The sequence below is a fragment of the Marinobacter sp. MMG032 genome, from assembly GCF_040112695.1.
In the GTDB taxonomy this organism is placed as follows: domain Bacteria; phylum Pseudomonadota; class Gammaproteobacteria; order Pseudomonadales; family Oleiphilaceae; genus Marinobacter; species Marinobacter salsuginis.
Genome location: NZ_CP157802.1, coordinates 1,971,797 through 1,992,998, shown reverse-complemented (window position 1 = coordinate 1,992,998; position 21,202 = coordinate 1,971,797). Strand labels below are relative to the sequence as shown.

22 protein-coding genes are annotated in these 21,202 nt (G+C 57.1%); 16 read left to right on the top strand and 6 right to left on the bottom strand.

Going from position 1 to position 21,202, the window contains the following annotated elements; all coding sequences use genetic code 11:
• Positions 1 to 52: 52 nt before the first annotated feature.
• Positions 53 to 2,320 (top strand): EAL domain-containing protein, encoded by a 2,268-nt coding sequence (locus tag ABNF92_RS09265; RefSeq protein WP_349343981.1) that lies wholly within the window; start codon positions 53 to 55, stop codon positions 2,318 to 2,320.
• Between the two features lie 72 nt (positions 2,321 to 2,392).
• A complete protein-coding gene (locus tag ABNF92_RS09260; RefSeq protein WP_222465948.1) occupies positions 2,393 to 2,821 on the top strand; it encodes a hotdog fold thioesterase in 429 nt (142 codons plus the stop codon).
• Between the two features lie 26 nt (positions 2,822 to 2,847).
• Here the strand turns inward: ABNF92_RS09260 and ABNF92_RS09255 are convergent, their stop codons facing one another.
• Both ABNF92_RS09255 and ABNF92_RS09250 read right to left on the bottom strand, forming a co-directional pair.
• Entirely contained in the window at positions 2,848 to 3,801 is a 954-nt protein-coding gene (locus ABNF92_RS09255) for a GGDEF domain-containing protein (protein ID WP_349343980.1), read from the bottom strand.
• A gap of 75 nt (positions 3,802 to 3,876) precedes the next feature.
• Entirely contained in the window at positions 3,877 to 5,214 is a 1,338-nt protein-coding gene (locus ABNF92_RS09250; RefSeq protein WP_349343979.1) for an HD-GYP domain-containing protein, read from the bottom strand.
• Positions 5,215 to 5,377: 163 nt separating this feature from the next.
• On the opposite strand from ABNF92_RS09250, the gene ABNF92_RS09245 reads away from it, so the two are divergent.
• The gene (locus ABNF92_RS09245; protein WP_136630704.1) at positions 5,378 to 6,058 is read left to right on the top strand and encodes a hypothetical protein; all 681 of its coding nucleotides are present in this window, start codon (positions 5,378 to 5,380) and stop codon (positions 6,056 to 6,058) included.
• Here ABNF92_RS09245 and ABNF92_RS09240 read toward each other — a convergent pair.
• The gene (locus tag ABNF92_RS09240; RefSeq protein WP_136630705.1) at positions 6,055 to 6,786 is read right to left on the bottom strand and encodes a sulfite exporter TauE/SafE family protein; all 732 of its coding nucleotides are present in this window, start codon (positions 6,784 to 6,786) and stop codon (positions 6,055 to 6,057) included. The genes ABNF92_RS09245 and ABNF92_RS09240 overlap by 4 nt on opposite strands.
• 99 nt (positions 6,787 to 6,885) lie before the next feature.
• Between ABNF92_RS09240 and ABNF92_RS09235 the strand changes: the two genes are divergently transcribed.
• Positions 6,886 to 7,344, top strand: coding sequence for a YchJ family protein (locus ABNF92_RS09235; protein WP_349343978.1), 459 nt, complete (start codon positions 6,886 to 6,888; stop codon positions 7,342 to 7,344).
• Between the two features lie 7 nt (positions 7,345 to 7,351).
• On the opposite strand, the gene ABNF92_RS09230 is transcribed toward ABNF92_RS09235, so the two are convergent.
• On the bottom strand, positions 7,352 to 7,732 hold the full coding sequence (locus ABNF92_RS09230; protein ID WP_349343977.1) for a rhodanese-like domain-containing protein: 381 nt from the start codon (positions 7,730 to 7,732) through the stop codon (positions 7,352 to 7,354).
• Positions 7,733 to 7,825: 93 nt separating this feature from the next.
• Between ABNF92_RS09230 and ABNF92_RS09225 the strand changes: the two genes are divergently transcribed.
• Entirely contained in the window at positions 7,826 to 8,026 is a 201-nt protein-coding gene (locus ABNF92_RS09225) for a DUF3565 domain-containing protein (protein ID WP_069182693.1), read from the top strand.
• Between the two features lie 17 nt (positions 8,027 to 8,043).
• Here the strand turns inward: ABNF92_RS09225 and ABNF92_RS09220 are convergent, their stop codons facing one another.
• Together ABNF92_RS09220 and ABNF92_RS09215 are read right to left on the bottom strand one after the other, a co-directional pair.
• Positions 8,044 to 8,418 (bottom strand): DUF393 domain-containing protein, encoded by a 375-nt coding sequence (locus ABNF92_RS09220; protein ID WP_349343976.1) that lies wholly within the window; start codon positions 8,416 to 8,418, stop codon positions 8,044 to 8,046.
• Positions 8,402 to 9,754 (bottom strand): CHAD domain-containing protein, encoded by a 1,353-nt coding sequence (locus tag ABNF92_RS09215; RefSeq protein WP_136630707.1) that lies wholly within the window; start codon positions 9,752 to 9,754, stop codon positions 8,402 to 8,404. Before ABNF92_RS09215 ends, ABNF92_RS09220 begins: the two co-directional genes overlap by 17 nt.
• 225 nt (positions 9,755 to 9,979) lie before the next feature.
• Here ABNF92_RS09215 and ABNF92_RS09210 point away from each other — a divergent pair, with 225 nt between their 5' ends.
• The 11 genes from ABNF92_RS09210 (at position 9,980) to ABNF92_RS09160 (ending at position 21,202) form a co-directional block, all read left to right on the top strand.
• The gene (locus tag ABNF92_RS09210; RefSeq protein WP_349343975.1) at positions 9,980 to 11,656 is read left to right on the top strand and encodes a methyl-accepting chemotaxis protein; all 1,677 of its coding nucleotides are present in this window, start codon (positions 9,980 to 9,982) and stop codon (positions 11,654 to 11,656) included.
• Positions 11,657 to 11,763: 107 nt separating this feature from the next.
• Positions 11,764 to 12,834, top strand: a complete 1,071-nt coding sequence (locus ABNF92_RS09205; RefSeq protein WP_349343974.1) for a TRAP transporter substrate-binding protein — start codon at positions 11,764 to 11,766, stop codon at positions 12,832 to 12,834.
• Positions 12,835 to 12,975: 141 nt separating this feature from the next.
• Positions 12,976 to 14,091 (top strand): spermidine/putrescine ABC transporter ATP-binding protein PotA, encoded by a 1,116-nt coding sequence (gene potA, locus ABNF92_RS09200; RefSeq protein ID WP_136630710.1) that lies wholly within the window; start codon positions 12,976 to 12,978, stop codon positions 14,089 to 14,091.
• Entirely contained in the window at positions 14,084 to 14,941 is an 858-nt protein-coding gene (potB, locus tag ABNF92_RS09195) for a spermidine/putrescine ABC transporter permease PotB (protein ID WP_136630711.1), read from the top strand. The genes potA and potB overlap by 8 nt, the downstream gene beginning before the upstream one ends.
• On the top strand, positions 14,941 to 15,711 hold the full coding sequence (gene potC, locus ABNF92_RS09190; RefSeq protein WP_069182701.1) for a spermidine/putrescine ABC transporter permease PotC: 771 nt from the start codon (positions 14,941 to 14,943) through the stop codon (positions 15,709 to 15,711). The genes potB and potC overlap by 1 nt, the downstream gene beginning before the upstream one ends.
• Positions 15,708 to 16,748 (top strand): extracellular solute-binding protein, encoded by a 1,041-nt coding sequence (locus ABNF92_RS09185; RefSeq protein WP_069182702.1) that lies wholly within the window; start codon positions 15,708 to 15,710, stop codon positions 16,746 to 16,748. The genes potC and ABNF92_RS09185 overlap by 4 nt, the downstream gene beginning before the upstream one ends.
• Positions 16,749 to 16,898: 150 nt before the next feature.
• The gene (locus ABNF92_RS09180; protein ID WP_167352684.1) at positions 16,899 to 17,984 is read left to right on the top strand and encodes an extracellular solute-binding protein; all 1,086 of its coding nucleotides are present in this window, start codon (positions 16,899 to 16,901) and stop codon (positions 17,982 to 17,984) included.
• Between the two features lie 5 nt (positions 17,985 to 17,989).
• Positions 17,990 to 19,084 (top strand): ABC transporter ATP-binding protein, encoded by a 1,095-nt coding sequence (locus ABNF92_RS09175; protein ID WP_136630712.1) that lies wholly within the window; start codon positions 17,990 to 17,992, stop codon positions 19,082 to 19,084.
• The gene (locus ABNF92_RS09170) at positions 19,081 to 19,941 is read left to right on the top strand and encodes an ABC transporter permease (protein ID WP_349343973.1); all 861 of its coding nucleotides are present in this window, start codon (positions 19,081 to 19,083) and stop codon (positions 19,939 to 19,941) included. The genes ABNF92_RS09175 and ABNF92_RS09170 overlap by 4 nt, the downstream gene beginning before the upstream one ends.
• Positions 19,942 to 19,951: 10 nt before the next feature.
• On the top strand, positions 19,952 to 20,803 hold the full coding sequence (locus ABNF92_RS09165) for an ABC transporter permease (RefSeq protein ID WP_349343972.1): 852 nt from the start codon (positions 19,952 to 19,954) through the stop codon (positions 20,801 to 20,803).
• A gap of 63 nt (positions 20,804 to 20,866) precedes the next feature.
• Positions 20,867 to 21,202, top strand: coding sequence for an antibiotic biosynthesis monooxygenase (locus ABNF92_RS09160; protein WP_069182706.1), 336 nt, complete (start codon positions 20,867 to 20,869; stop codon positions 21,200 to 21,202).

The window sequence follows — 21,202 nt, the reverse complement described above, 5'->3', positions numbered from 1 at the left end:
CCCTCGCAAGACAAATTTTATGAGAAGTATTGCTGGGAAGGAGTCCGTAGCAATGGGAAAGGCAGTTACATCGGACCAAAAGGATTTCGTGTACAGGTTGTCGCTCAACCTTGCCCGCTCGAAGATTGACGAACTGGATGGTTGCATCCATGGGGTTATTACTGAGCTCGGCGATTGGCTGGGAGCTGATCGCGCTTACCTGATCAATTTCGAAGAAGCCACCCAGACAATTTCCATCTCCCATGAGGCCTGCAGAGAAGGGGTCACACCCCAACGGGATGCCATTCAAAATCTTCCGAAGGACCGATATCCCTGGCTTATGGAACAGCTTCAGATCCTTCCGGTTCTGGTGATCCCCGAAGTCGAACAACTTCCCCCCGATGCAGAAGAAGAGAAACTGGAATTCCTTCGTGAAAGTATCCGGAGTCTGGTTCTCATTGGTTTGAAGTTGGAGGAGCAAGTCAGCGGTATTCTGGGGTTCGATTTTCTTGACCATTCCTGTGCACTGGATCCGGGTACAGAGGATTTTATGCTCCAGGTAGGCGAAGTTCTGGGGGCTGCGGTGCACCGACAGATATTGGCCAGTCGCAATGTGCGATTCGAAAACAGCCTCTATCGGTATTCAGACCAGTTTCCGGGGGTTATTTTCCAGTTCAGGATGTACCCCGACGGGCAAACTACGTTTCCCTTCATCAGTGAAAAAGTGAAGGAGCTGTTCGGACTCACGGCCGATGCACTCAGCTTCGATGCGAAGCCCCTTTTAGACCTCATTGATCCAGAAGACAAGAAATCCTTCGACGAAGATGTAGATGAATCAAGGCGGCAAATGACGCCGTTTGAAACAAACTTCCGGGCCAGGAAACAGGACGGAACAACGGCTTGGATGGAAGCGCGGTCGGTTCCTGCCCGGTTGGCCGATGACAGCATGATCTGGTACGGGTACTTCTACGATGTGAGTGACCGCAAGCAATCGGAATCAGAGATAGAGAAACTGGCGTTCTATGACGCGTTGACGGGCCTTCCAAACCGGCGCTTGTTGCGGGATCGCCTGGCCCAGGCGTTAACTGGAAGCACCCGGGATCATAACCACGGCGCCCTGGTCTTTATCGATCTGGATCACTTCAAGAACATCAATGACTCGGCGGGCCATATGACAGGAGATGAGCTGTTGATTCAGGTCGGCAAAAGGCTCAAGCAGACAGTCAGGGAGTGGGATACCGTCGCAAGGCTTGGTGGCGATGAGTTTGTTCTCGTTCTGAAGGGGTTTCCGGCCGATGCTGCCAGCGCTGCGGCCCGTGTGGAAAAGGTCTGTGAGAAAGTCCGGGAAGCACTGAACGAACCCTATGAACTGAATGGCTTTGAGTACACCGGTACGCCAAGTATTGGTGTCACCCTGTTTTTTGATCACGATGATTCCCTCGAAGAGCTCCTTGGTCAGGCCGACATGGCCATGTTTCGTGCCAAGGAAGACGGTCGCAACTGCATCCGTTTCTACGATGCCATGATGCAGAAAAAGGTGTCCGAACGCCTGGCCATGGAATCCGACCTTCGACTGGCCATTCGGAAGAACCAGCTGGCGGTGCACTATCAGGTTCTTGTTGACGAGAAAGGAAAGCCGATAGGTGCCGAGGCGTTGCTTCGGTGGCATTGCCCGGGCCGCGGCATGGTGTCTCCCGCCGAGTTCATTCCGTTGGCAGAGGAAACGGGCCTCATTGAATCGGTGGGCTACTGGGTACTTGAAGAGGTCATGTCCACGATAGCCAGTTGGAAGCAACGCGGCGGTGCTCTGGCACGGCTCCAGGTGTCGGTAAACGTGAGTGCGAGGCAGTTCCATCTGCCGTCTTTTTGCTCAACTGTGATGGCATTGCTCAGAAAAACGGGTGCATCCCCCAGAAACCTGAAAGTGGAAATTACCGAGAGTGCACTGGCTTACGATCTTGATTTGGTGGAGGAAACACTGCGAACCCTGAGAAGCATGGGCATACGCATTTCCCTGGACGATTTCGGCACGGGCTATTCATCCCTTGGTTACCTGAAACGGCTCTCGCTGGATGAGCTGAAGATTGACCAGGGGTTTGTCCGGGACATCCTTGATGATCCCAATGACGCAGCCATCGCCGAGACTATCCTGGCTCTTGCCTCTGCCCTGAAGTTATCCGCGGTGGCCGAAGGTGTCGAGACCAAAGGGCAGTTGGAACGCCTGGTGAGCATGGGGTGCACCCGCTTCCAGGGCTACTATTTCAGCCGGCCACTGCCTGCGACTGAGTTTGAGAGGTTGCTCGAAAAGTCCGGGACAGGTGAGCAAAGAAGGGCTTGGTAGTTCGCATCCTATCTGTATAAACTGGGCCCTTGCGTTTTTCCTGTTTCCAACAATATCGAGAGCAATTTCCCTATGGCAATCTGGACCCGCACCCCCAACATCGAACAACTGGCCAAATCCAGCGAAAACACCGCTGTCAGCTACATGGGCATCGAGTACCTTGAGATTGGCGATGATTATGTGAAGGGTCGCATGCCCGTTGATGAACGCACGGTGCAGCCATTCGGCATTCTTCATGGTGGCGCGTCGGTGTTGCTGGCGGAAACCCTGGGAAGCATGGCGGCCAACTGCTGCCTGAAAGATCCGGAAACCGTCGCAGTGGGGCTGGATATCAACGCCAACCACATCCGTCCGGTCACCAAAGGCTGGGTATACGGCACGGCCAGGCCCATTCATATTGGTGGTGCCACCCAGGTATGGGAGATTCTGCTTGAGAACGAAGAAGGGAAAACCACCTGCATTTCCCGGCTGACCATGGCGGTAACCAAGCGGCCGGGGTGACTAGTGTGATTTATTCCGGGTGCGGTTCAGGGCTTGATTCGCACCCGGCCCCTGCCAAGTGCTTTTGACTCATACATGGCGTTATCGGCCCTGGCCAGAAGGTTTTTGAGATCTGGCTCCTCGGGGTGAAGTGCTGAAATGCCGAAACTGGCAGTTGGCCGGATACGCACGTCACGGTACCGGACTGGCGTTTTTTGCATGAGTTCCAGTAGCCGCTCTGCCAGCTCTGAAGCCTGAACCGCATGAGCATCGGCAAGGAGGATTGCGAACTCTTCGCCGCCAATGCGTGCCGCGATATCCGCCTCACGTACATTGCTTTCCAGAAGCTGCCCGATGTGCCGCAACACCTCATCTCCGGCCTCGTGGCCGTGGTTATCATTGATCTTTTTGAAGTAGTCCAGATCAAACATGATGATCGCCAGGGGCGAACCGTTTCTTCGGGATTGCTTCAAAAGCTGGTTACCCAGTTCGAAAAAGGCTCTTCTGTTTCGAAGTCCGGTAAGATCGTCCTCCAAGGCAGCAGCCCGGGCTTTTTCATGGGCTTCCTTGAGTGCCAGTTCCATTTCTTTTCGCCCGGTGATGTCGGTAGCGATCTCCAGGCGGACCAGCCGGCCATCTATCCAGGGAATTGCCTGATCCCGGCACTGGTACCAGCGTTTATCCAATCGGTTCTGGAACTCCCAGATATGAGGTGGGGATGCTGTTCCTTCGGAATCAATCAGCAGGTGATTGGTGCAGAAGTTACATGGGCTGTCGTTGTTTTGCAGGACTTCCCAACACTTTCTCCCGTCTATAGAGCCCCAGACTCTCTGGCCATAGGCATTCATGTAAAGAAGTTCATACGTCTCGAAATCAGAGACGTAAACCAGGGCGTCCAGATTGTCGAGTATGGCTCTGAGTCCTTCGGGCGGAGTTATTTCCGAAGTACCAGCACCTTCTGGCGTGACCGGAATGTTCAGGGACGGGATGCCGGAATTCATGTTTTGGTGTGCCGCAGATTGTTTGAGGGCAGTATAGCAGGGCATTCCCGGTTAGAAAGTAACAGACTGTCCCTTTTATGTGGCGTCAGTGCCCGGGTTTGGCTTGGTTACAATCAGACCCTGGTCAACAAACTCCTGTAGCACGATGTCGTAGGTGCCGTCAGGGACTTCCCGGGCGATGCGATAGATTTCACCCGCGGCGTCTTCAGGACTGACTTTCAGGTCGACTGTCCGGTAGGGGTTCGTCAGGCTTTTATCGGCCTCCCTGACCAGAAGAACGCAGGGCTTCAGCTTGTGCTCTGGCCTGCTCTCCACAACGATGCCAACCTCGCCGTTCACCATTTCCACGATGGAGCCCGGCGGATACACGCCAATCATCTGGATAAAGGCATCTGCCAGTTCTTCATCGAACTGTGTGCCGCGGTGCTTGTGGATGATTTCCAGCGCCTGCATGGAGGCCCGACCCTTGTCGTAGACCCGGTTGCTGGTAATGGCATCGTAGGTATCCACCAAACCGATGATCTTGGCAAAGTAGGGGATCTGCTGGGCATGAAGTCCGCGAGGGTAGCCAGAACCATCCATCCGCTCATGGTGGCTGAATGCGACATCCACGGCGGTATTCAGGGAGTTGCTGGTACCCATCAGGATAGTGCGGCCGTGGGTGGTGTGGTGACGCATCACGTCGAACTCTTTCGGCGTCAGTGCTCCCGGCTTGTTCAGGATCTCATCGGGAATCCGGGTCTTGCCGACATCGTGGAGCAGGCCACACAGGGCCAGATTGCGGATTTCTCCTTCAAGCAATCCCAGATGCTTGCCAAAGGCCGCCGCCAGAATGGACACGTTGATGCAATGCTCGGCGGTGTATTCATCCTGGTGCTTGATTTTTGTGAGTAACAACAGCGCGTTTTCATTGCGGAGGACGCTTTCCACGCAGTGGTTTACCACTGTCCGGGCATTGTTAAGGTCCAGTGTGCGGCCCACCCTAAGGCCCGACATGATGGACTTGGCGGTCTTCTGAGCCTCTTCGAAGCGTATGATCGCGGTTTCCATCTCCCGGCCAGCGTCGATCTTGTTGATGTATCGAACGCGCTTTCGGGGTGGTACAGATTTAGGAGGATTGTGCACCGGTACGGTCGTCTGTTTCCTGCGGAAGAGTCCCATCAGGCCTGAAGGCTTTCGCCCGTGGCCGTTACCGTGTTGTGGAAGCGGTGCCCCATCGATACGTCCTTCAATGAAGACAAATTCGCACTGTGCCCGCAGCGCATCAATCTCCGTCTGGTCACGAATAACAAACCCCTGAATCAGGAAGTCCGTATCTTCCCAGGGGCGGTCCAGGCGTGTGACGTGCATGCCGATGGCGAGTTCTGACACGTCGATCTGGCTTTCAACAATTTCCTGATGGGGTGCACTCATACTCTAATCCTGAATCCCTGGAGCACTATTTTGAGGCAAAATCGCTCTAACAGGATGGACCGGATTGCAAAATCTGGTCAAATAATGTTCATTCAATGCATTGGCGAACAAGTTCGCCGGTGTTGCGTTGCCGGGCAAGGAGTCGGTCAGAGGGATTTTTCCAATGAATGACCATCGTTCCTTTCATCTGTGGTGGCTGGCTCTGGCAGCGGCTCTTATTCCGCTGTTGACCATACACACCACGTTTACCGTATCGGTGCTGGAAGGGTATGTGGAGCTGTGCAACCCCTACTGGGATAGCTGTACCAGCATCAGTCGTACCGGCCGTCACGGAACATCTTACTTCATTTTCAAAGGTACCATGCTGCCGGCGGCCTTGCTCGGGATTCTGTTCTGGTGGCTCAACGGCCGGTGGTTGCGCCAGCTCGGCGTACATTCGTCCGGGGTTGCCTGGATCCCGTGGCTGGGTATGGTGGCCAGTGTGTCGCTTGCCGCCTATACCCTGGCGCTGGGCCATGCCGGCGACGGCTTCAATCTGGTCCGCCGTGTTGGTGTGGTTCTGTATTTTTCGCTCACCTTCATCTGTGAGTTGCTGGTTAGCGCCGGCTTGCGCAGCCATCCACTTTGGAAACACACGGGCATGAGGCTGTTGAATCTCTGCCAACTGACCCTCGCTGTGGGGATTCTTTCAGTGATCCTGAATGGCGTGGCCCCGGAGTTCTATAGCCGCAAGGACGATGCTTTCGAGTGGATCCTGGCTTTCCTGATCAACGCCAATGCCATCTGGCTGGCGCTGCTCTGGCGCAAGAATCGGTTCCGTGTCCGGCTCTGGGCCGATTCCTAGAGCGGGAGCAGGCCGCGAATGAGGGCTGCGGTTCCGGCGATGGCCGCGATGCCGAGAATGACCGGGCGAAGGCCTTCAAAGGGCATGCGGTTGACGAGTTTGCCGGAAAGCCAGAAGCCCAGGAATACGCCCGGGAAGGTCACTGCGAACAGGAACAGCTCCCGCGTTCCCAGGTAGCCGGAAGCGAGCAGGCCTGACAGGCTCAGGACGCTGGCCGCCAGAAAGAACGCGGACATATTGGCCCTGACCAGAGGCCCCTTTTCATTCTGGTAGATCAAGGCGATCGGTGGCCCACCCACTGCGGTAATCGTGCCCATATAGGTCGAGGCGGCTCCGGCCATCACGCTGTTGCGGGCGTTCAGCGCAGGCTTTAGCCCACCAATGCTGAGCGCTACCCCGGCGAGAATCAGCACACCAAAAATCAGCTCGAAGCCCGCCGTCGAGATCACCAGCAATGTCAGAGCCGCCAGAATTGCGCCGACAACTCCGCCCACAATGGCAAAGCGCACTTCCCGGACCTGCAATGCGCCTCGATTGCGTATCAGCATGAAGACAGTAAGCAGAGTGGCATTCAGTATCAGGGGGCCGGGGACCAACACCGGGCTGATAAGAAAAAGCAATGGCGCAGCCAGTGTACCAATGCCATAGCCGGCCACGCCCTGCAGGCAGGCCCCGGCGAGAATGGCAAGGTTGGCCAGAAGAATCTGTAACAGCGATACATCCGTCAAAGGAAATCACCAGGAAGTCGTTGGAAAAGGCCGGAGCAGTACCGGTCAGATATTGATACACTGCGGGGCCAGGAGCAAAGTCGAAAAGAATGATCCCCGATGACCCAGCAGCCTGAACACCAAAGTTGCCCCTGTGGCAGCGGCAAATCCTACCCCGAATGCTGCCAGCCGTTCCATCAGGATAAACCGGCTCCGTCGCCGGAGGCACTGATGCGGTCCCGTTACGCAGCGTTCGTTCTCGATCTTCCGGATTACCTGCGAGCCACCTGGCACCAGAGCACACGACCACAGACGCTCACTCTGGCAGACTCGCCGGAATGGACCGGTTTGCAGATCCTGGACACCAGTGAGTCGGGCAATCGCGGCAGGGTTCATTTCCGAGCGCTCTACCGCCTGGGTAAAGACTGGGGCTTTCTCGAAGAAAAATCCGATTTCGTTCAGGAGCAGGGCCGCTGGTATTACCTTCGGGGAGACACCAGCGAGGGCCAGTTGAAGCCCGGTCGGAACGACGCCTGCCCCTGTGGCAGTGGCCGGAAGTACAAGACCTGCTGCCTGTAGGTATCCATTACTCGAACGAGGGCAGTTCCGGCTTGGCGACCGGTTTGCCTGCTTCCTGCCAGGCATCGAATCCACCGGCGATGGACTGCACATGCATGTAGCCCATTTCCTTCAGGGCCTTGGCGCTCAGGGCGGCTCGCCCGGATGTTTTGCAGTAGCAGACAATGTTCATGTCGCGGCTCTCAAACGCCGGATCGTTGGTAAACTTGAACTCCAGCAAGCCGCGGGAAATGTTCACCGCGCCCGGTATATGGCCAGCCCGGTATTCATCCGCATCCCGCACATCCAGCAGAAGATCGGCATTCCTGATGGCATCGTCCGCCTGATCCAGGGGCACTTCCTGGATTTCTTTCCTGGCGGCTTCTACAAGGTCATGGGCAGTTTTCATGGCTGAGCTCCTCAAACTTATGGAATAAGGTTATTCCAGAGGATAAGTGATTGGGCCGCAGTGAGTCACCCGCAGATATACGAAGGAGGTCCGATGAAGCAACCCATTACAGGCTATCACAAGGACGAAGAAGACCACTGGGTGGCCCAGTTAGCGTGTGGGCATAATCAGCATGTGCGCCACACGCCGCCCTGGGTGAATCGCCCATGGGTGACTACGGAAGACGGACGGGCATCCATGCTCGGGTTTGAGCTTGAGTGCCGCAAATGCGAAGAGGGGGCGCCGCCTGATTAGAGGCCAGCCTTCCACCATTAGGCCGCCCTGTTGTCGCCAATGGCACAGGCGTATTTCCGTTCATACCGCTTATCTGCCCATCTCCCGTAGATACGCGAGGCAATCTGGAAAATGCCGGGCCACAGCAGGGGCTTGAACAGAAAGCCATAGGGCGTGTGGGACCAGGCCCGAACGTTTGCAGGCAAGCCGATGACCCATTCCCCGGTCCAGGTCATCAGGTGCAGGCGTCGCAGCAGAGCTTCATGGCTCGGCAAATTGCCGCTGCCATCACGCTGTTCGTGGATGTCTGCGAAGATGAGATTGCCACGCTGCAGTTTGCGCAAGGTGCGAATCTCCTTGGCACATAGTGGGCATTGTCCGTCGTAAAACAGGGTGTCATAACGGGGCTCCATCAAGTCCTCCAAGGGTCAGAATCTGTTTCCGGGCGTCCACTTTGCGCTCTTCGAGGGTTTCCAGAATCCCGTCGAGGGCGGCGGGTAAGACCTCCGGGGCCGCCTTGCGGAACTGGTCAAGCAGTTCGATCTGAACATGTAGATCCTGGAAGCGGCCATACAGCTTTTGGCGTGCTTTCATCGTTTTCAGCTCGGACTTCCAGGTTTTCGAGTCCAGCTCCATCAGGTAACGGATTCGCTTGAGTTGCTTGCGAAGCCGATGAATATCCTCATCCGGGGAGGTATGCATCAGCTCAGCGGTCAATTTGTTGAATCCTTTTATACGGCTCTCCACCGCCTTTCGGATGTCTTTTGCCCTCAGAGTCTCCGCCAACTTCTGGAACTTTCGGGACTCAATGAGGTTCAGCCAGTGCTCCATGCTGTCGTGATAGCGCTTGCTCTGCAGGCGCTTGACCAGTTTTTTGTGGCGGTTGGCGGTTTCCTGTTCGAACCAGATCTGCAGGGCTGCCCGGATTTCCGAATTGTCGCCACACAATTCAGGCAAGTCCTGGAGAAAAACATGCAGATCGCGTAACGGTCCCGTCGCACGGGCATGACGTTTCAGGGTTTTAACCGCTTTTGCCAGCGTCTTGTCACCGGTCACTTCCTGCACCGATTCGGCAATGGCCCGGCTGCGCCGAATCGCAATCCGGTATTGGTGCAGGAATTCGTCGTCCAGGCCCAGGATAACACCACGCTCCAGTTGCCTTAGCCGATCATGTTGGTGGTGAAGGGCCTTGGGGATGTCCCTTGCCGGGTCGTCTCCCTCGGTTCTGGCTTTCTTTTTAAGTTTCCGTTCGAAGTGGGCATAGCTGTAATCCTGTGGCGTCATCAGAGCCACCAGCTTGCCCTTGCCCCGGTCTAGCTGGTGCCAATGTTTGATCGGGAGGCGGATGTGAATGAAGCTGGCGGTAGGTAGCTGTTCGGGAGGATGTTTCAGCAGCCACTGGGCCAGTTCCAGCAAGGCAGGATTGTGACCTACAAGCGTGATTCCGGAATCAGCGTCGCGATGTTCCAGCCAGGCGAGCAGACGCCGGTAGTCAAAGGTGTACAGCTCGGCAAGATGCTGGCAGCGCTCGCGAGCAGCCATCTCAGGCACTGCCCCCTCAAGTGTGGCGATGGCGCGGGTGGCATCACTGGTGAAGATCTCGCCCTGGAACGCGCCCGCTGCTTCCAGAGCCTTGCCCAGAGGTACCAGTTGACTCTCGCCCCGGGCGTTCAGTGGCCGCTCCCGGTCACAGAGCGTTTCATCGGCCCAGCTGGATTTGGCATGGCGTACCAGAAACAGGTGCTTCATTGGCCTACCTTCGTAGTGGTCCTTTAGTCTGACGCTTGCTCAAGACATTTACGTTACTGCCGTTACTCTACTTGTCTGAAAACATTGGCGGAAGGTCCGTTTATCCGTAGCGCTGAACACGCGCAGAGAGAGTCAGTGAAATCTCTTTTAACAAACTGGAACAGATCACCTGAGTTGGTCTGTGGATAATCCGCATCAATAGCAAGTTCCCGGGAGTTTGAAAGCATGAATGTTCTGAGCCGGTTAAAAATCCGAAGCCGCTTACTTATCGCCGTACTGATGCCTGTACTGATAACGGCGGCAACCCTCGCTTGGATCACCGCCAATCAGATTCAGGCGAACGGAGAAGCCGAACTCAAACGCCTGGAGACCAGTCTTCTCGAAGCACGCAAGACCGGGCTGCAGAACCTGATTGATGCTGCTGAGGCAGTGGTGTTGGAGGCCAAGAACGACCCCTCAATGACAGAAGCAGAGGCGAAGGAGGCGGCTGCCGCGCGTCTGCGTTCTATCCGTTTTGACGAAACCAATTACGTATTCGCCTACACCCGGGATGTTTTCAACCTGGCGTATGCTCCAGATCCTTCGAAAGAAGGCCCCACGTCAAACCCGGTTGTCAGGAAACTGGTTGGCAATCTTTTCGACGCGGCCCGCGGTGAGGGCTTCTATGGCTATGACTGGATGAACCCGGCCTCTGGCAATGAAGAACCCAAGATGTCCTACTCCACGATCATCCCGGACTGGGACTGGATGATCGGTGCTGGCGTCTACATTACCGACATTGATCGGCAGGTAGCAGCAGCTCGCGAAAAAATTGAAGCCGGTATGGCCGAAACCCTGGGCTTTATCCTGCTGGTGACAGTGCTGGTGGTTGTGATTGCCCTGGTAATCGGCATCTTCGTGGGTCGTAGCGTGACCCGGCCACTGAAGAGCGTGAGCAACATGATGCAGGAAATCGCCGACGGTGAGGGTGACCTGCGCCAGCGACTGCCAGACGAGGGCAATGACGAACTGGCCGAGCTGGGCCGGCGTTTTAACGCCTTCGTGGTCAAGATCCAGGACACCATGCGTGAGGTGGGCGCGACAACAGACCAGGTGGCTTCTGCAGCGGAAGAACTGAGCCGGGTTGCAAACGAGACCCGGGCTTCGGTTCAGGAGCAGGGGTCCGAGACGGATCAGATTGCCTCAGCCATCAACGAAATGGCCGCCACCATCCAGCAGATTTCCGGTAATGCCAATGAAGTTGAAAGTTCGGCCTCAGACGCCGATCGCATGGCCCGGGAAGGTGGCGAAACCATCAGCAGTGCTCAGGGCGCCGTGAACAAACTGTCCGAAGAGATTGAAGATACCGCCCGAAGCATCAATGCCCTGGCGGAAAAGTCCGATGAGATCCAGCAGGTGCTGGATGTCATTCATGCTGTGACTGAGCAGACCAATCTGCTGGCCCTTAATGCCGCCATCGAGGCTGCACGGGCTGGTGAGCATGGGCGTGGTTTCTCAGTGGTTGCGGATGAGGTTCGCCAGCTGGCGAAACGCAGCGCCGAGTCTGCTGATCAGATTCGCACCATGATTGACGGCTTTGTTACCGAATCCAAGGCATCGGTTGAGCGGATGAACAAATCACGCAACCGCTCGACGGAAACCGTCGAAAGAATCAATCATGCAACCAGCGCGTTGCGAACCATCGAAACGTCGGTCGGCAAGATTCATGACCAGGTGACTCAGATCGCCACGGCGTCAGAGCAGCAGAGCCAGGTTGCCGAAGAAATCAACCAGAACGTGGTCCGCATTGTCGATGCTGCCCAGCGCAGTGATACCGGCGTAAACCAGACCAACGAAGCCAGCCACGAACTGGCGCGCCTGGGTGAGAGCCTTCGGGAGCTGGTCGGTCAGTTCAAGGTTTGAGCCGGATTCATGGTGTTCTGCCGATTGGCGGAACACCATGAGGAAGCTATGATGGTTGCGCGAAAGAAATACCTGTTTTCATACCAACAATAATGGAAGCCAACACAATGACAATCCGGAAAACACTGTTTGCGGCCGTGGCCGCTGCGGCTACCGTGTTCAGCGTGTCCTCGGTGGCCGAGGAAAACTATACCTTGCGCCTTGCGCAAACCTGGGGGCCCAACTCTCCGGTACTGGGAGAGACGGTTCAGCACATGGCCGACATGGCAGAAAGCATGTCGGATGGCCGGTTGCAGATTCGTATAGATCCGTCCAACAAGCACAAGGCGCCGTTCGGGATTTTTGATCTGGTGCGTAACGGCCAGTACGACATGGGGCACACTGCGTCCTACTACTACAAGGGCACCATCCCGAACGCCATGTACTTCACCACCATCCCGTTCGGACTGATTGCGCCTGAAATGTACGCCTGGTTCTACCATGGCGAAGGCATGGAACTGATGCAGAAGGTCTACGAGCCGTACGGCATGCTGTCTTTCCCGGGCGGTAATACCGGTAACCAGATGGGTGGCTGGTTCCGCGAGGAAATCAACTCGCTGGAAGACCTGCAGGGTCTGAAGATGCGCACCCCCGGTTTTGCCGGCGAAGTCATGTCCGAGCTGGGGGTTGCCGTGACCAACCTGCCGCCGGGTGAGCTCTATACCGCACTTGAGCGTGGCACCGTGGATGCCGTTGAATGGGTCGGTCCCGCCCTGGATTTCCAGATGGGCTTCCATCAGATCGCCAAGTACTACTATTCGGGCTGGCAGGAGCCGGGCGCGGAAGTCCAGTTCCTGATCAACAAGAAGACCTGGGAAGAGCTGCCAAAGGATCTTCAGGAAATCCTGCGTGTGGCCATGCGCACCGCCGCCTATGACATGTACATCCAGAGCACCCACCAGAGTGGCGTGGCCTGGGATCGGATGAAGGAAGACTACCCGGATGTGACCCACAAGGTGTTCCCGCCGGAAGTCATTGATGCCCTGCGTAGCACCACCAACCGGCTGCTGGCCGAGGCCGCTGAGAACGATCCGCTGGCGAAGGAAATCATCGAGTCCCAGCGCGACTACCTTAAGCAGGTTCGTCAGTGGACCAACATTTCGGACAAGGCCTACCTGAACAGTGTGGCTGAGGACTGAAGCCTGACAATACCTGAGAGCCAGCCAAAGGCTTGAGGGCTTTGTCAGTCAAAGGGGCGCCGGGGCTGTAATACCCCAGCGCCCCTTTTTGTTTGCGTCGGTTTCTGGAAAAATAGGCCGCTCATTCTTTGGGCAGCGCCGATGAAACAGACACTGCTATCCCTGAGCAATCTTTCCAAGCAATTCGGTGGCAAAACGGTGCTCGACGGTCTGGATCTTGAGATCTACGACGGCGAGTTCATTACCCTGCTGGGCCCTTCCGGGTGCGGAAAAACCACCCTGCTGCGGCTGATGGCCGGTTTCGAACATCCCGATGAGGGCAGCATCACCCTGGCGGGACAAGATCTCACCCACACTGCCCCGGAAAAACGTCCGCTCAATACCGTATTCCAGCATTACGCGTTGTTTCCCCACATGTCGGTGTTCGACAACGTGGCCTATGGTCTGAAGATGGAAAAGCGCCCGAAGGACGAGATTCGCCAGCGAGTCGATGAAGCGCTGGCCATGGTCCAGTTGCAGGATTTTGCCCGCCGCAAGCCGCATCAGTTGTCCGGCGGCCAGCAGCAGCGGGTGGCCATCGCCCGGGCAGTGGTCAAGCGGCCGAGGCTGCTACTGCTCGATGAACCGCTCTCGGCCCTGGATTACAAGCTTCGCCGTACCATGCAGGTGGAACTGAAGCGTCTGCAACGAGAACTGGGCATCACCTTCGTGTTCGTAACCCACGATCAGGAAGAGGCCCTGTCCATGTCGGATCGCGTAGTGGTCCTCAAGGATGGCCTGGTGCAGCAGCTCGGCACTCCGCGGGAGGTTTACGAGCGGCCAGCCAACCTCTTTACCGCCCGGTTTGTGGGGGAAACCAATTTTTTCCCCGGCACGGTCGAGTCGGTTCACGATGGCTCTATTACCGTGGATGTCTTTGGCCTCAAACGAACCCTGCGGCGACCGGACTTCGCGGTAAGCGAAGGCCAGCCCTTGAGCGTGCTGCTGCGGCCTGAGGACATCCGGGTGCTGGATCCGGCCGATGCGCAGGGTGTCGCGGGCAAGATTGTCGAGCGTAACTACAAAGGCAGCACGCTGGATTCTGTCATTCACCTGGACGACGGCACCGAGGTATTGGCCAGCGAATTCTTTGATGAGGACGATCCCGCCTTCGATTACCGCCTGGGCGAGCCGGTCAAGGTCAGTTGGGTGGATGGCTGGGAATGGCTGCTGCCCGGCGAAACCGCAACGGAAGAGGAACTTGCGGCCGATGCATAGCGTTATGCAGCAGCCGTTCAAAACTGCCGTCCTGATCCTGGTCTGGGGTTGGCTCCTGTTTCTGGTGTTGGCACCGAATCTCCTGGTGGTAGGCGCCAGTGTCATGACCCGGGATCCGGCAACCTTTCTGTCCTTGCCCCTGAATCTGGATGCCTATCGCCAGCTGTTTGACCCGCTGTATCTGGAGGTTTTTCTCCACTCCCTGTACATGGCGGCGATGACCACCCTGGTGTGCCTGCTGATTGGTTACCCGTTTGCGTGGGCCTTGTCCAAAGTGGGCAAGCAGCGACAACTGATCCTGATCTTCCTGCTGATCGTGCCCTTCTGGACCAATTCCCTGGTGCGCACCTACGCCCTGAAGCTGATCCTGGCTACCAACGGTCTGCTGAACAGCGCCCTGATGTCGATCGGGCTGATTGATGAGCCCCTGCAGCTCCTCTATACCGAGGGCGCGGTAATCATCGGGCTGGTGTATCTGCTGCTGCCGTTTATGATCCTGCCGCTGTATTCGGTGTTCGAAGACCTGAAGCAGGAGTTGCTGCTGGCCTCCCACGATCTGGGCGCGGGTCGGCTGTCCACCTTTATCCATGTGATTGTGCCGCTCACCCTGCCGGGGGTTCTGGCCGGCGTGATGCTGGTCCTGCTGCCCGCCATGGGGCTTTTCTTCGTGCCGGATATTCTTGGCGGTTCGCGCAATCTGCTGGTGGGTAACGTGATCAAGAACCAGTTCCTCGATGCCCGCAACTGGCCCTTCGGGGCGGCGGCCAGCATTGTACTGACCCTGACCATGGCGTTCCTCATGTTCGCCCATCGCCTGAGTAAACGGCGAATCGGCGAGGAGGGTGCCTGATGACACGATGGTTGCCCCGGACCTATCTCAGCCTGGTCTACATTCTGCTCTATGTGCCCATCGTGGTGCTGGTGGTGTTCTCATTCAACGAATCCCGCACCGGTTATGCCTGGGGCGGGCTCAGCCTGCGCTGGTATGAGGCGCTGTTTGATAACCGGGCCATGGTCAATGCCATGTGGAATTCCCTCTGGCTGGCGCTGTCTGCCGCCACCGTGTCCACGGTGATTGGCGCCCTGACCGCCCTGGCCCTGCATCGTTACCGGTTCCGGGGCAAGAAGCTGCTCAATGGCATGCTGTTTGTGGTGATGATGTCGCCGGAGATTGTCCTGGCCATTTCGTTGCTGGCCCTGTTTCTGTTGGTGGGGCTGCAGCTCGGCTATGTATCGCTGCTACTGGCTCATGTCACCTTCTGTCTTCCGTTTGTGGTGATCACGGTGATGGCGCGGCTGAGCGGATTCGATGAGAGTCTTCCAGAGGCCGCCCGGGATCTTGGTGCTTCTGATTTCACCATGACCCGTACCGTGCTGATCCCGGTGATCATGCCGGCATTACTGGCAGGCTGGCTGCTAGGGTTTACACTGTCCCTCGATGATGTGGTAGTGAGTACTTTTGTGAGTGGCCCGAGCTACGAGATTCTGCCCCTGCGCATTTACTCCATGGTGCGTGTGGGCCTGAAACCCGAGGTGAATGCCCTGGGCACACTGTTGCTGGTGTTTTCACTGGTTATGCTGATGTTGTCTCAATGGATTCTGATAAGGAGCAAACGATGAAGAAACTGGCACTGGCCGGCTTGCTGGCAGTGGGATTGACGGGGTGCAGTTCTGAGGAGCCCCAGGTTCTCAACCTCTATAACTGGTCCGAGTATATGCCCCAGGAAGTGCTCGACCGCTTCACTGAAGAAACCGGTATCCAGGTGGTCTACACCACCTACGACAGCAACGAGGCCATGTATGCCCGCTTGAAATTGCTGGATGACAGTGCAGCCTACGACCTGGCGGTACCTTCTACCTACTACGTCAGCAAGATGCGTCAGGAAGACCTGCTGCTGCCGATCGATCGCAGCAAGATCGAGGGCTTCGATAATCTGGACCCGGAACTGGTGAACCTGGATATTGATCCGGAGAACAAATTCTCCGTCCCGTACCTCTGGGGTACCACGGGGCTGGCCGTGGACACCGCAGACATCGAAGGTGAGCCTGTCACTGCCTGGGAAGACCTGTGGGAAGACCGTTTCGATGGCCGGGTGATGCTGACCAACGACATGCGGGAGGTTTTCCACGTTGGCCTGCGGGTATTGGGCTATTCCGGCAACAGCACCAATCCGGATGAAATCGAGGCGGCCTATGAAAAGCTGTCCGAGCTCATGCCCTCGGTTCGTACTTTCAATTCCGATGCGCCCCGCATGCCTTACCTGGAGGGTGAGACCGACGTGGGTATGATCTGGAACGGCGAAGCCGTGATGGGCAAGGACACCATGGAGTCGCTGGAGTACGTCTATCCGGAAGAAGGCATCATTGCCTGGCTGGACAGTTTCGTGATTCCGAAGAACGCGAAGAATCCGGAAGCGGCCCACCAGTTCATCAGTTTCGTGTTGCAGCCGGAAATCTCCGCTTTGATCAGTAAGGAGATCGGTTATGCCACTCCGAACCTGGCAGCGCGGGACTTGCTGCCGGACGAAGTGGCGAATAACCGGGCAAGCTATCCGAACGCCACCGATATGATCAACGCGGAGTTCCAGACCGACATCGGCGACGACGCCCTGCAGGTCTACGCCAAGTACTGGGAAATGTTGAAGTCTGGCCGCTAAGCGCGCGGATTGTTAATGGTCCTGAAAAAGCGGAGGCTGCGGCCTCCGTTTTTTTGTATCGGGTTTCACAAAACTGCAATACATGGTCTATAACTTCCTGATAACAAATGGTTAGCAAACTTCTGAACTTGCCATCAGTAAGGACACGTTATGATCATGCCCTCTCGCTCGACACGGAACCGTGCTTTTTTGCTGTCTGCAGCCCTTGCCACCACAGGTTTTTCTGGCAGTACCCTGGCTGAAGAGCTGCGCCTGATTACCTGGGGTGGCTACGCCCCGGATGATGTGGTCGCCCAGTTTGAGGAGGAGACCGGCATCGATGTGAAGGTGACCCTCTCCAACAATGAAGACATGATTTCCAAGCTCCGTGCCACGGGCGGTGCCGGGTTTGACCTGGCCCAGCCGAGCCAGGACCGGATTGTTGGTGTGCAGCGCCAGTTCAATATCTACAAGCCGATCGATTTCAGCCGGGTGAACACGGATCAGTTGCAGCCGTCCATGGTCAAGGCGACCCAGGATTCCACCGAACTGGATGGCCAGTTTTATGGAGTGCCCTCGGTGTGGGGAACCAGTGGTCTGATCGTGCACAGCTCGGTAGCGGATACCGTGTCTGACTATACCGACCTGTGTGATCCTGCTGTCGAAGGACAGGTCAGCTACCGCCTCAAGCGACCCACACTGATCGGTTTTGCCTTTGCGATGGGTCTGGATCCGTTCGCAGCCTACGATGACCGGGACCAGTACGAGTCGATCATGGCAAAGGTTGAGGACAAACTGATCGACTGCAAAAGCAATGTGAAAACCTACTGGACCGGTGGCGACCAGTTGCTGGCCCTGCTGCGTACCGGTGAAGTGAAAGCGGCCATGGCCTGGGATGCCGGCGGCTGGAAGCTCAATGCCGAGAACCCGGACATCCGGTTTGTGGCCCCCGAATCCGGTGCCCTGGGCTGGATCGATACCTTCGCGATTCCCCGCCGTAGCGAGAACGAAGAAGCCGCCTACAAGTGGATCAATTTTGTGATGCAGCCGGAGATTGCGGCCCGTATTACCAATGCGTCAGGCAACTTTACCGCCTCAAAAGGTGCCGATGAGTTTGTCAAAGCTGATCTGAGGGACGCTTACCGCGAAAGCTTTGATGAAGCCGCCATCAACAATATCAAGTGGTATCCGCCGGTTCCCCCGGGACTGGAAACCATGGAAGGCCAGGTGCTGGATCGCGTCCAGGCCGCGAACTGATCCCTATGGGAATGGATTCGGATCTGTTCTGTGAGGGACTGGTCCGCCGCTTTGGCAGCAGTGCCGCGGTGGACCATGTGTCCCTGGACGTGCCTGCGGGCACGTTTTTCTCCATTCTTGGCCCCTCCGGTTGCGGCAAAACCACTCTCCTGCGACTGCTGGCCGGTTTTGACAAGCCCGATGCAGGTGACATCCACATCCGTGGCCAGCGCATGAACGATGTGCCACCAAACCGGCGGCCCGTGAACATGGTGTTCCAGCATCTGGCCCTGTTCCCCACCATGACCGTGGGCGACAACATCGGTTACGGGCTCAAGCGCCGGAAGATGCCACTGGCAGAACGTCGAAAGCGCATTGCCCGGGTGCTGGAGCAGGTTGGCCTGCCGGATCTTGAGCACCGAAATCCACAGGAGCTATCCGGTGGACAGCGACAGCGGGTGGCGCTGGCGCGCTGCCTGGTACTGGAGCCCACGCTTCTGCTGCTGGACGAACCCCTCGGCGCCCTCGATCTGAAACTCCGTGAGCAGATGAAGGTGGAGCTCAAGCACCTGCAGAAGCAGTTCGGCACCACCTTCGTGTACATCACCCACGACCAGTCGGAAGCCATGGTGATGTCGGATCAGGTGGCCGTCATGCGGGACGGGCGGTTTGATCAGGTGGCGCCACCGGAGGAACTTTACCGGGAACCGGCCACACCCTTCGTAGCCGGGTTCGTCGGCGATAACAATCGCCTGTCCGGTGAGCTGGTAGCGGTGCGGGATAATCTGGCAGACATCCGTCTGGATGACGGTGTTCTGGTTCAGGGACGGGTGGCATCGGACAACCTCAGAACCGGCCATCGGGCCGAACTGTATATCCGGCCCGAATCGCTGGTGCTGTCAGGTGATGCCCTCAGTGCCGGTTTCTCCTCGATGCAGGCGAAAGTGCGAACCACCCTGTTCGATGGTGCCAACAGTCGGATTGAGGCAGAGAGCTGTGGCCAGCCGGTGTATGCCCGCCTGCCCCAGGATGGTTCGGCACCCCGGCTGTCTGCCGACAGTTCAATCCGGCTGGCCTGGAATCCGGCTTTGGCCAGGGTCTTTGGAGCCGACAGTCCGTGAAGTCATCGGTCAGTCGCTTATCCCTCTGGTTGCTGCTTACCCCGTTCCTGCTCTGGATTGTGTTGCTGGTGTTGTTGCCCCACCTCCAGATGTTGCGGGTGTCGTTCCAGGTGCGGGAAAGCTGGGACACCATTGCCTGGGGCATTGAGCAGTATCAGAACTTCTTTACCGAGTCCTATTACTGGCGAACGTTCGTGCGTACCGGGGTGATGTCGTTGTTCACTACCTTTTTGACGCTGATCATCGCCTTCCCCATTGCCTGGTACATAGCCCGTCTTGCGAGGGGGCGCTCCAAGGGCATTCTGTTTCTGGCCTGCCTGATTCCGTTCTGGGCGAGTGAGTTGGTACGTACTTACGGCTGGATGATCCTGCTGCGTGAAAGTGGCCTGTTCAGTTCCTGGCTACAGGCCCTGGGCTGGGTGGATGGTCCGGTGGAAATGCTCTATAACGACGTGGCGGTCATTATCGGTCTGGTCTACAACGGGCTTCTGTTCATGGTGGTGCCACTGGTAACCACCCTCGATGGCATGGATGAGAACCTGGTGGAAGCCGGCTACGACCTGGGTGGCGGCCACGGTACCGTATTGCGCGAAATCGTTGTGCCCTGGGCCATGCCCGGCATTGTTTCCGGCTGCATCGTTGTGTTCATGCTTACCCTGGGTAGCTATCTGACCCCGGTGCTCATGGGCGGGAAGGACAGCGCCTGGTTTACCGAGAAGATCTTTACCCAGTTCATTACCCGCTTTAACTGGGAGCAGGGCGCCGCACTGGGTGTGCTGCTGCTGGTACTCTCTTCGGTCATCGTCTGGCTCGGGCTGAAAATCTCCGGCCAGTCGTTGCGCAAGGTGATGGGATGAGGGTGAAGCCATGATCCGTTCCGTCCCCCGGTCCCGTCTGTTCGATTGCCTCTACCTGGCGTACCTGGTGGCGTTTTTCGTTTACCTCGCACTGCCGCTGCTGGTTACAGCCGTGTTTGCCTTCAATGACGCGCCGTTTCCGTCGCTCCCATGGAAAGACTTCACTCTGGACTGGTATTTCGCCGATGGCAGCGAGGGCCGCACCGGACTCTTCCACGACGATGGGCTGCTTACGGCGCTCTGGGTCAGTGCCAAAATTGCGTTCTGGGTAACGCTGGTGAGCGTTGCCCTGGGGTGTGTTAACGCCGTGTTGTTCGAACGGGTACAGTTCCGGGGCAAGGAGTTCCTGTACCTGCTCATGTTGCTGCCTTTAGTGATTCCCGGTGTCATTCTGGGGGTGTCCATACTGGTGTTTTACAGCGGCATGGCCAATGATATGTCGGCCGCCTGGGGTATCGAACTGGACCTGTTCTGGCCCGGTATGACGCTGGTGGTAATGGGGCAGGTGACCTTCATCGCGACTCTGAGTACGTTGGTGATCGCTGCCCGTCTTCGCAAGTTTGATCCCCAGCTGGAAGAGGCTGCCCTTAACCTGGGCGCCACGCCCCTGGTGGCCTGGTTTACCGTTACCCTGCCATGGTTGTTGCCATCCATTTTCGGAGCGGCCGCCATGGCCTTCCTGATGTCATTTGAAAACTTCAATACCACCGTTATGCTGACAGGTAGTGATACACCATTGACGGTGGCCCTCTTCAATCGCCTTCGGGAAGGGTCGACGCCCGTGCTCAATGCGGTGGCACTGTTGCTGATGGTGGGCTCTGCGCTCCTGGCGTTGCTGGTGATGGGTCGCTCCTCACGTTAACGGTGTTCGCCGCCATCATGGGATAACGCGACCCGATTGAGCCGGCAGTCACCGGGAGGTCTCATGAAATTTATTTTCGAAGTGCATATCCGGGAAGGCCATACTGCCGAGGAATACGCGGATGCCTGGGTAAGAGCGAGCGAAATTATCCAGCAGGCGCCGGGGGCCCGCGGCACCGAGCTGCACCGCAAGATTGGCGACCCCAATACGCTGATTGCCATCGCCTCCTGGGAGAGCAAGGAACAGCGGGATGCCATGGAAGGGCAGCATAACCCCGAGGTGGCCGCGATCATCCGCAGCGCTGCGCCTTTCGTGGATATCAAACCCATCGGTGAGTTTGAGGACCCGGAATGGGTGGTGGAGCCGCCTCGATCATCGCATGGTCACGAATCGCCTTGA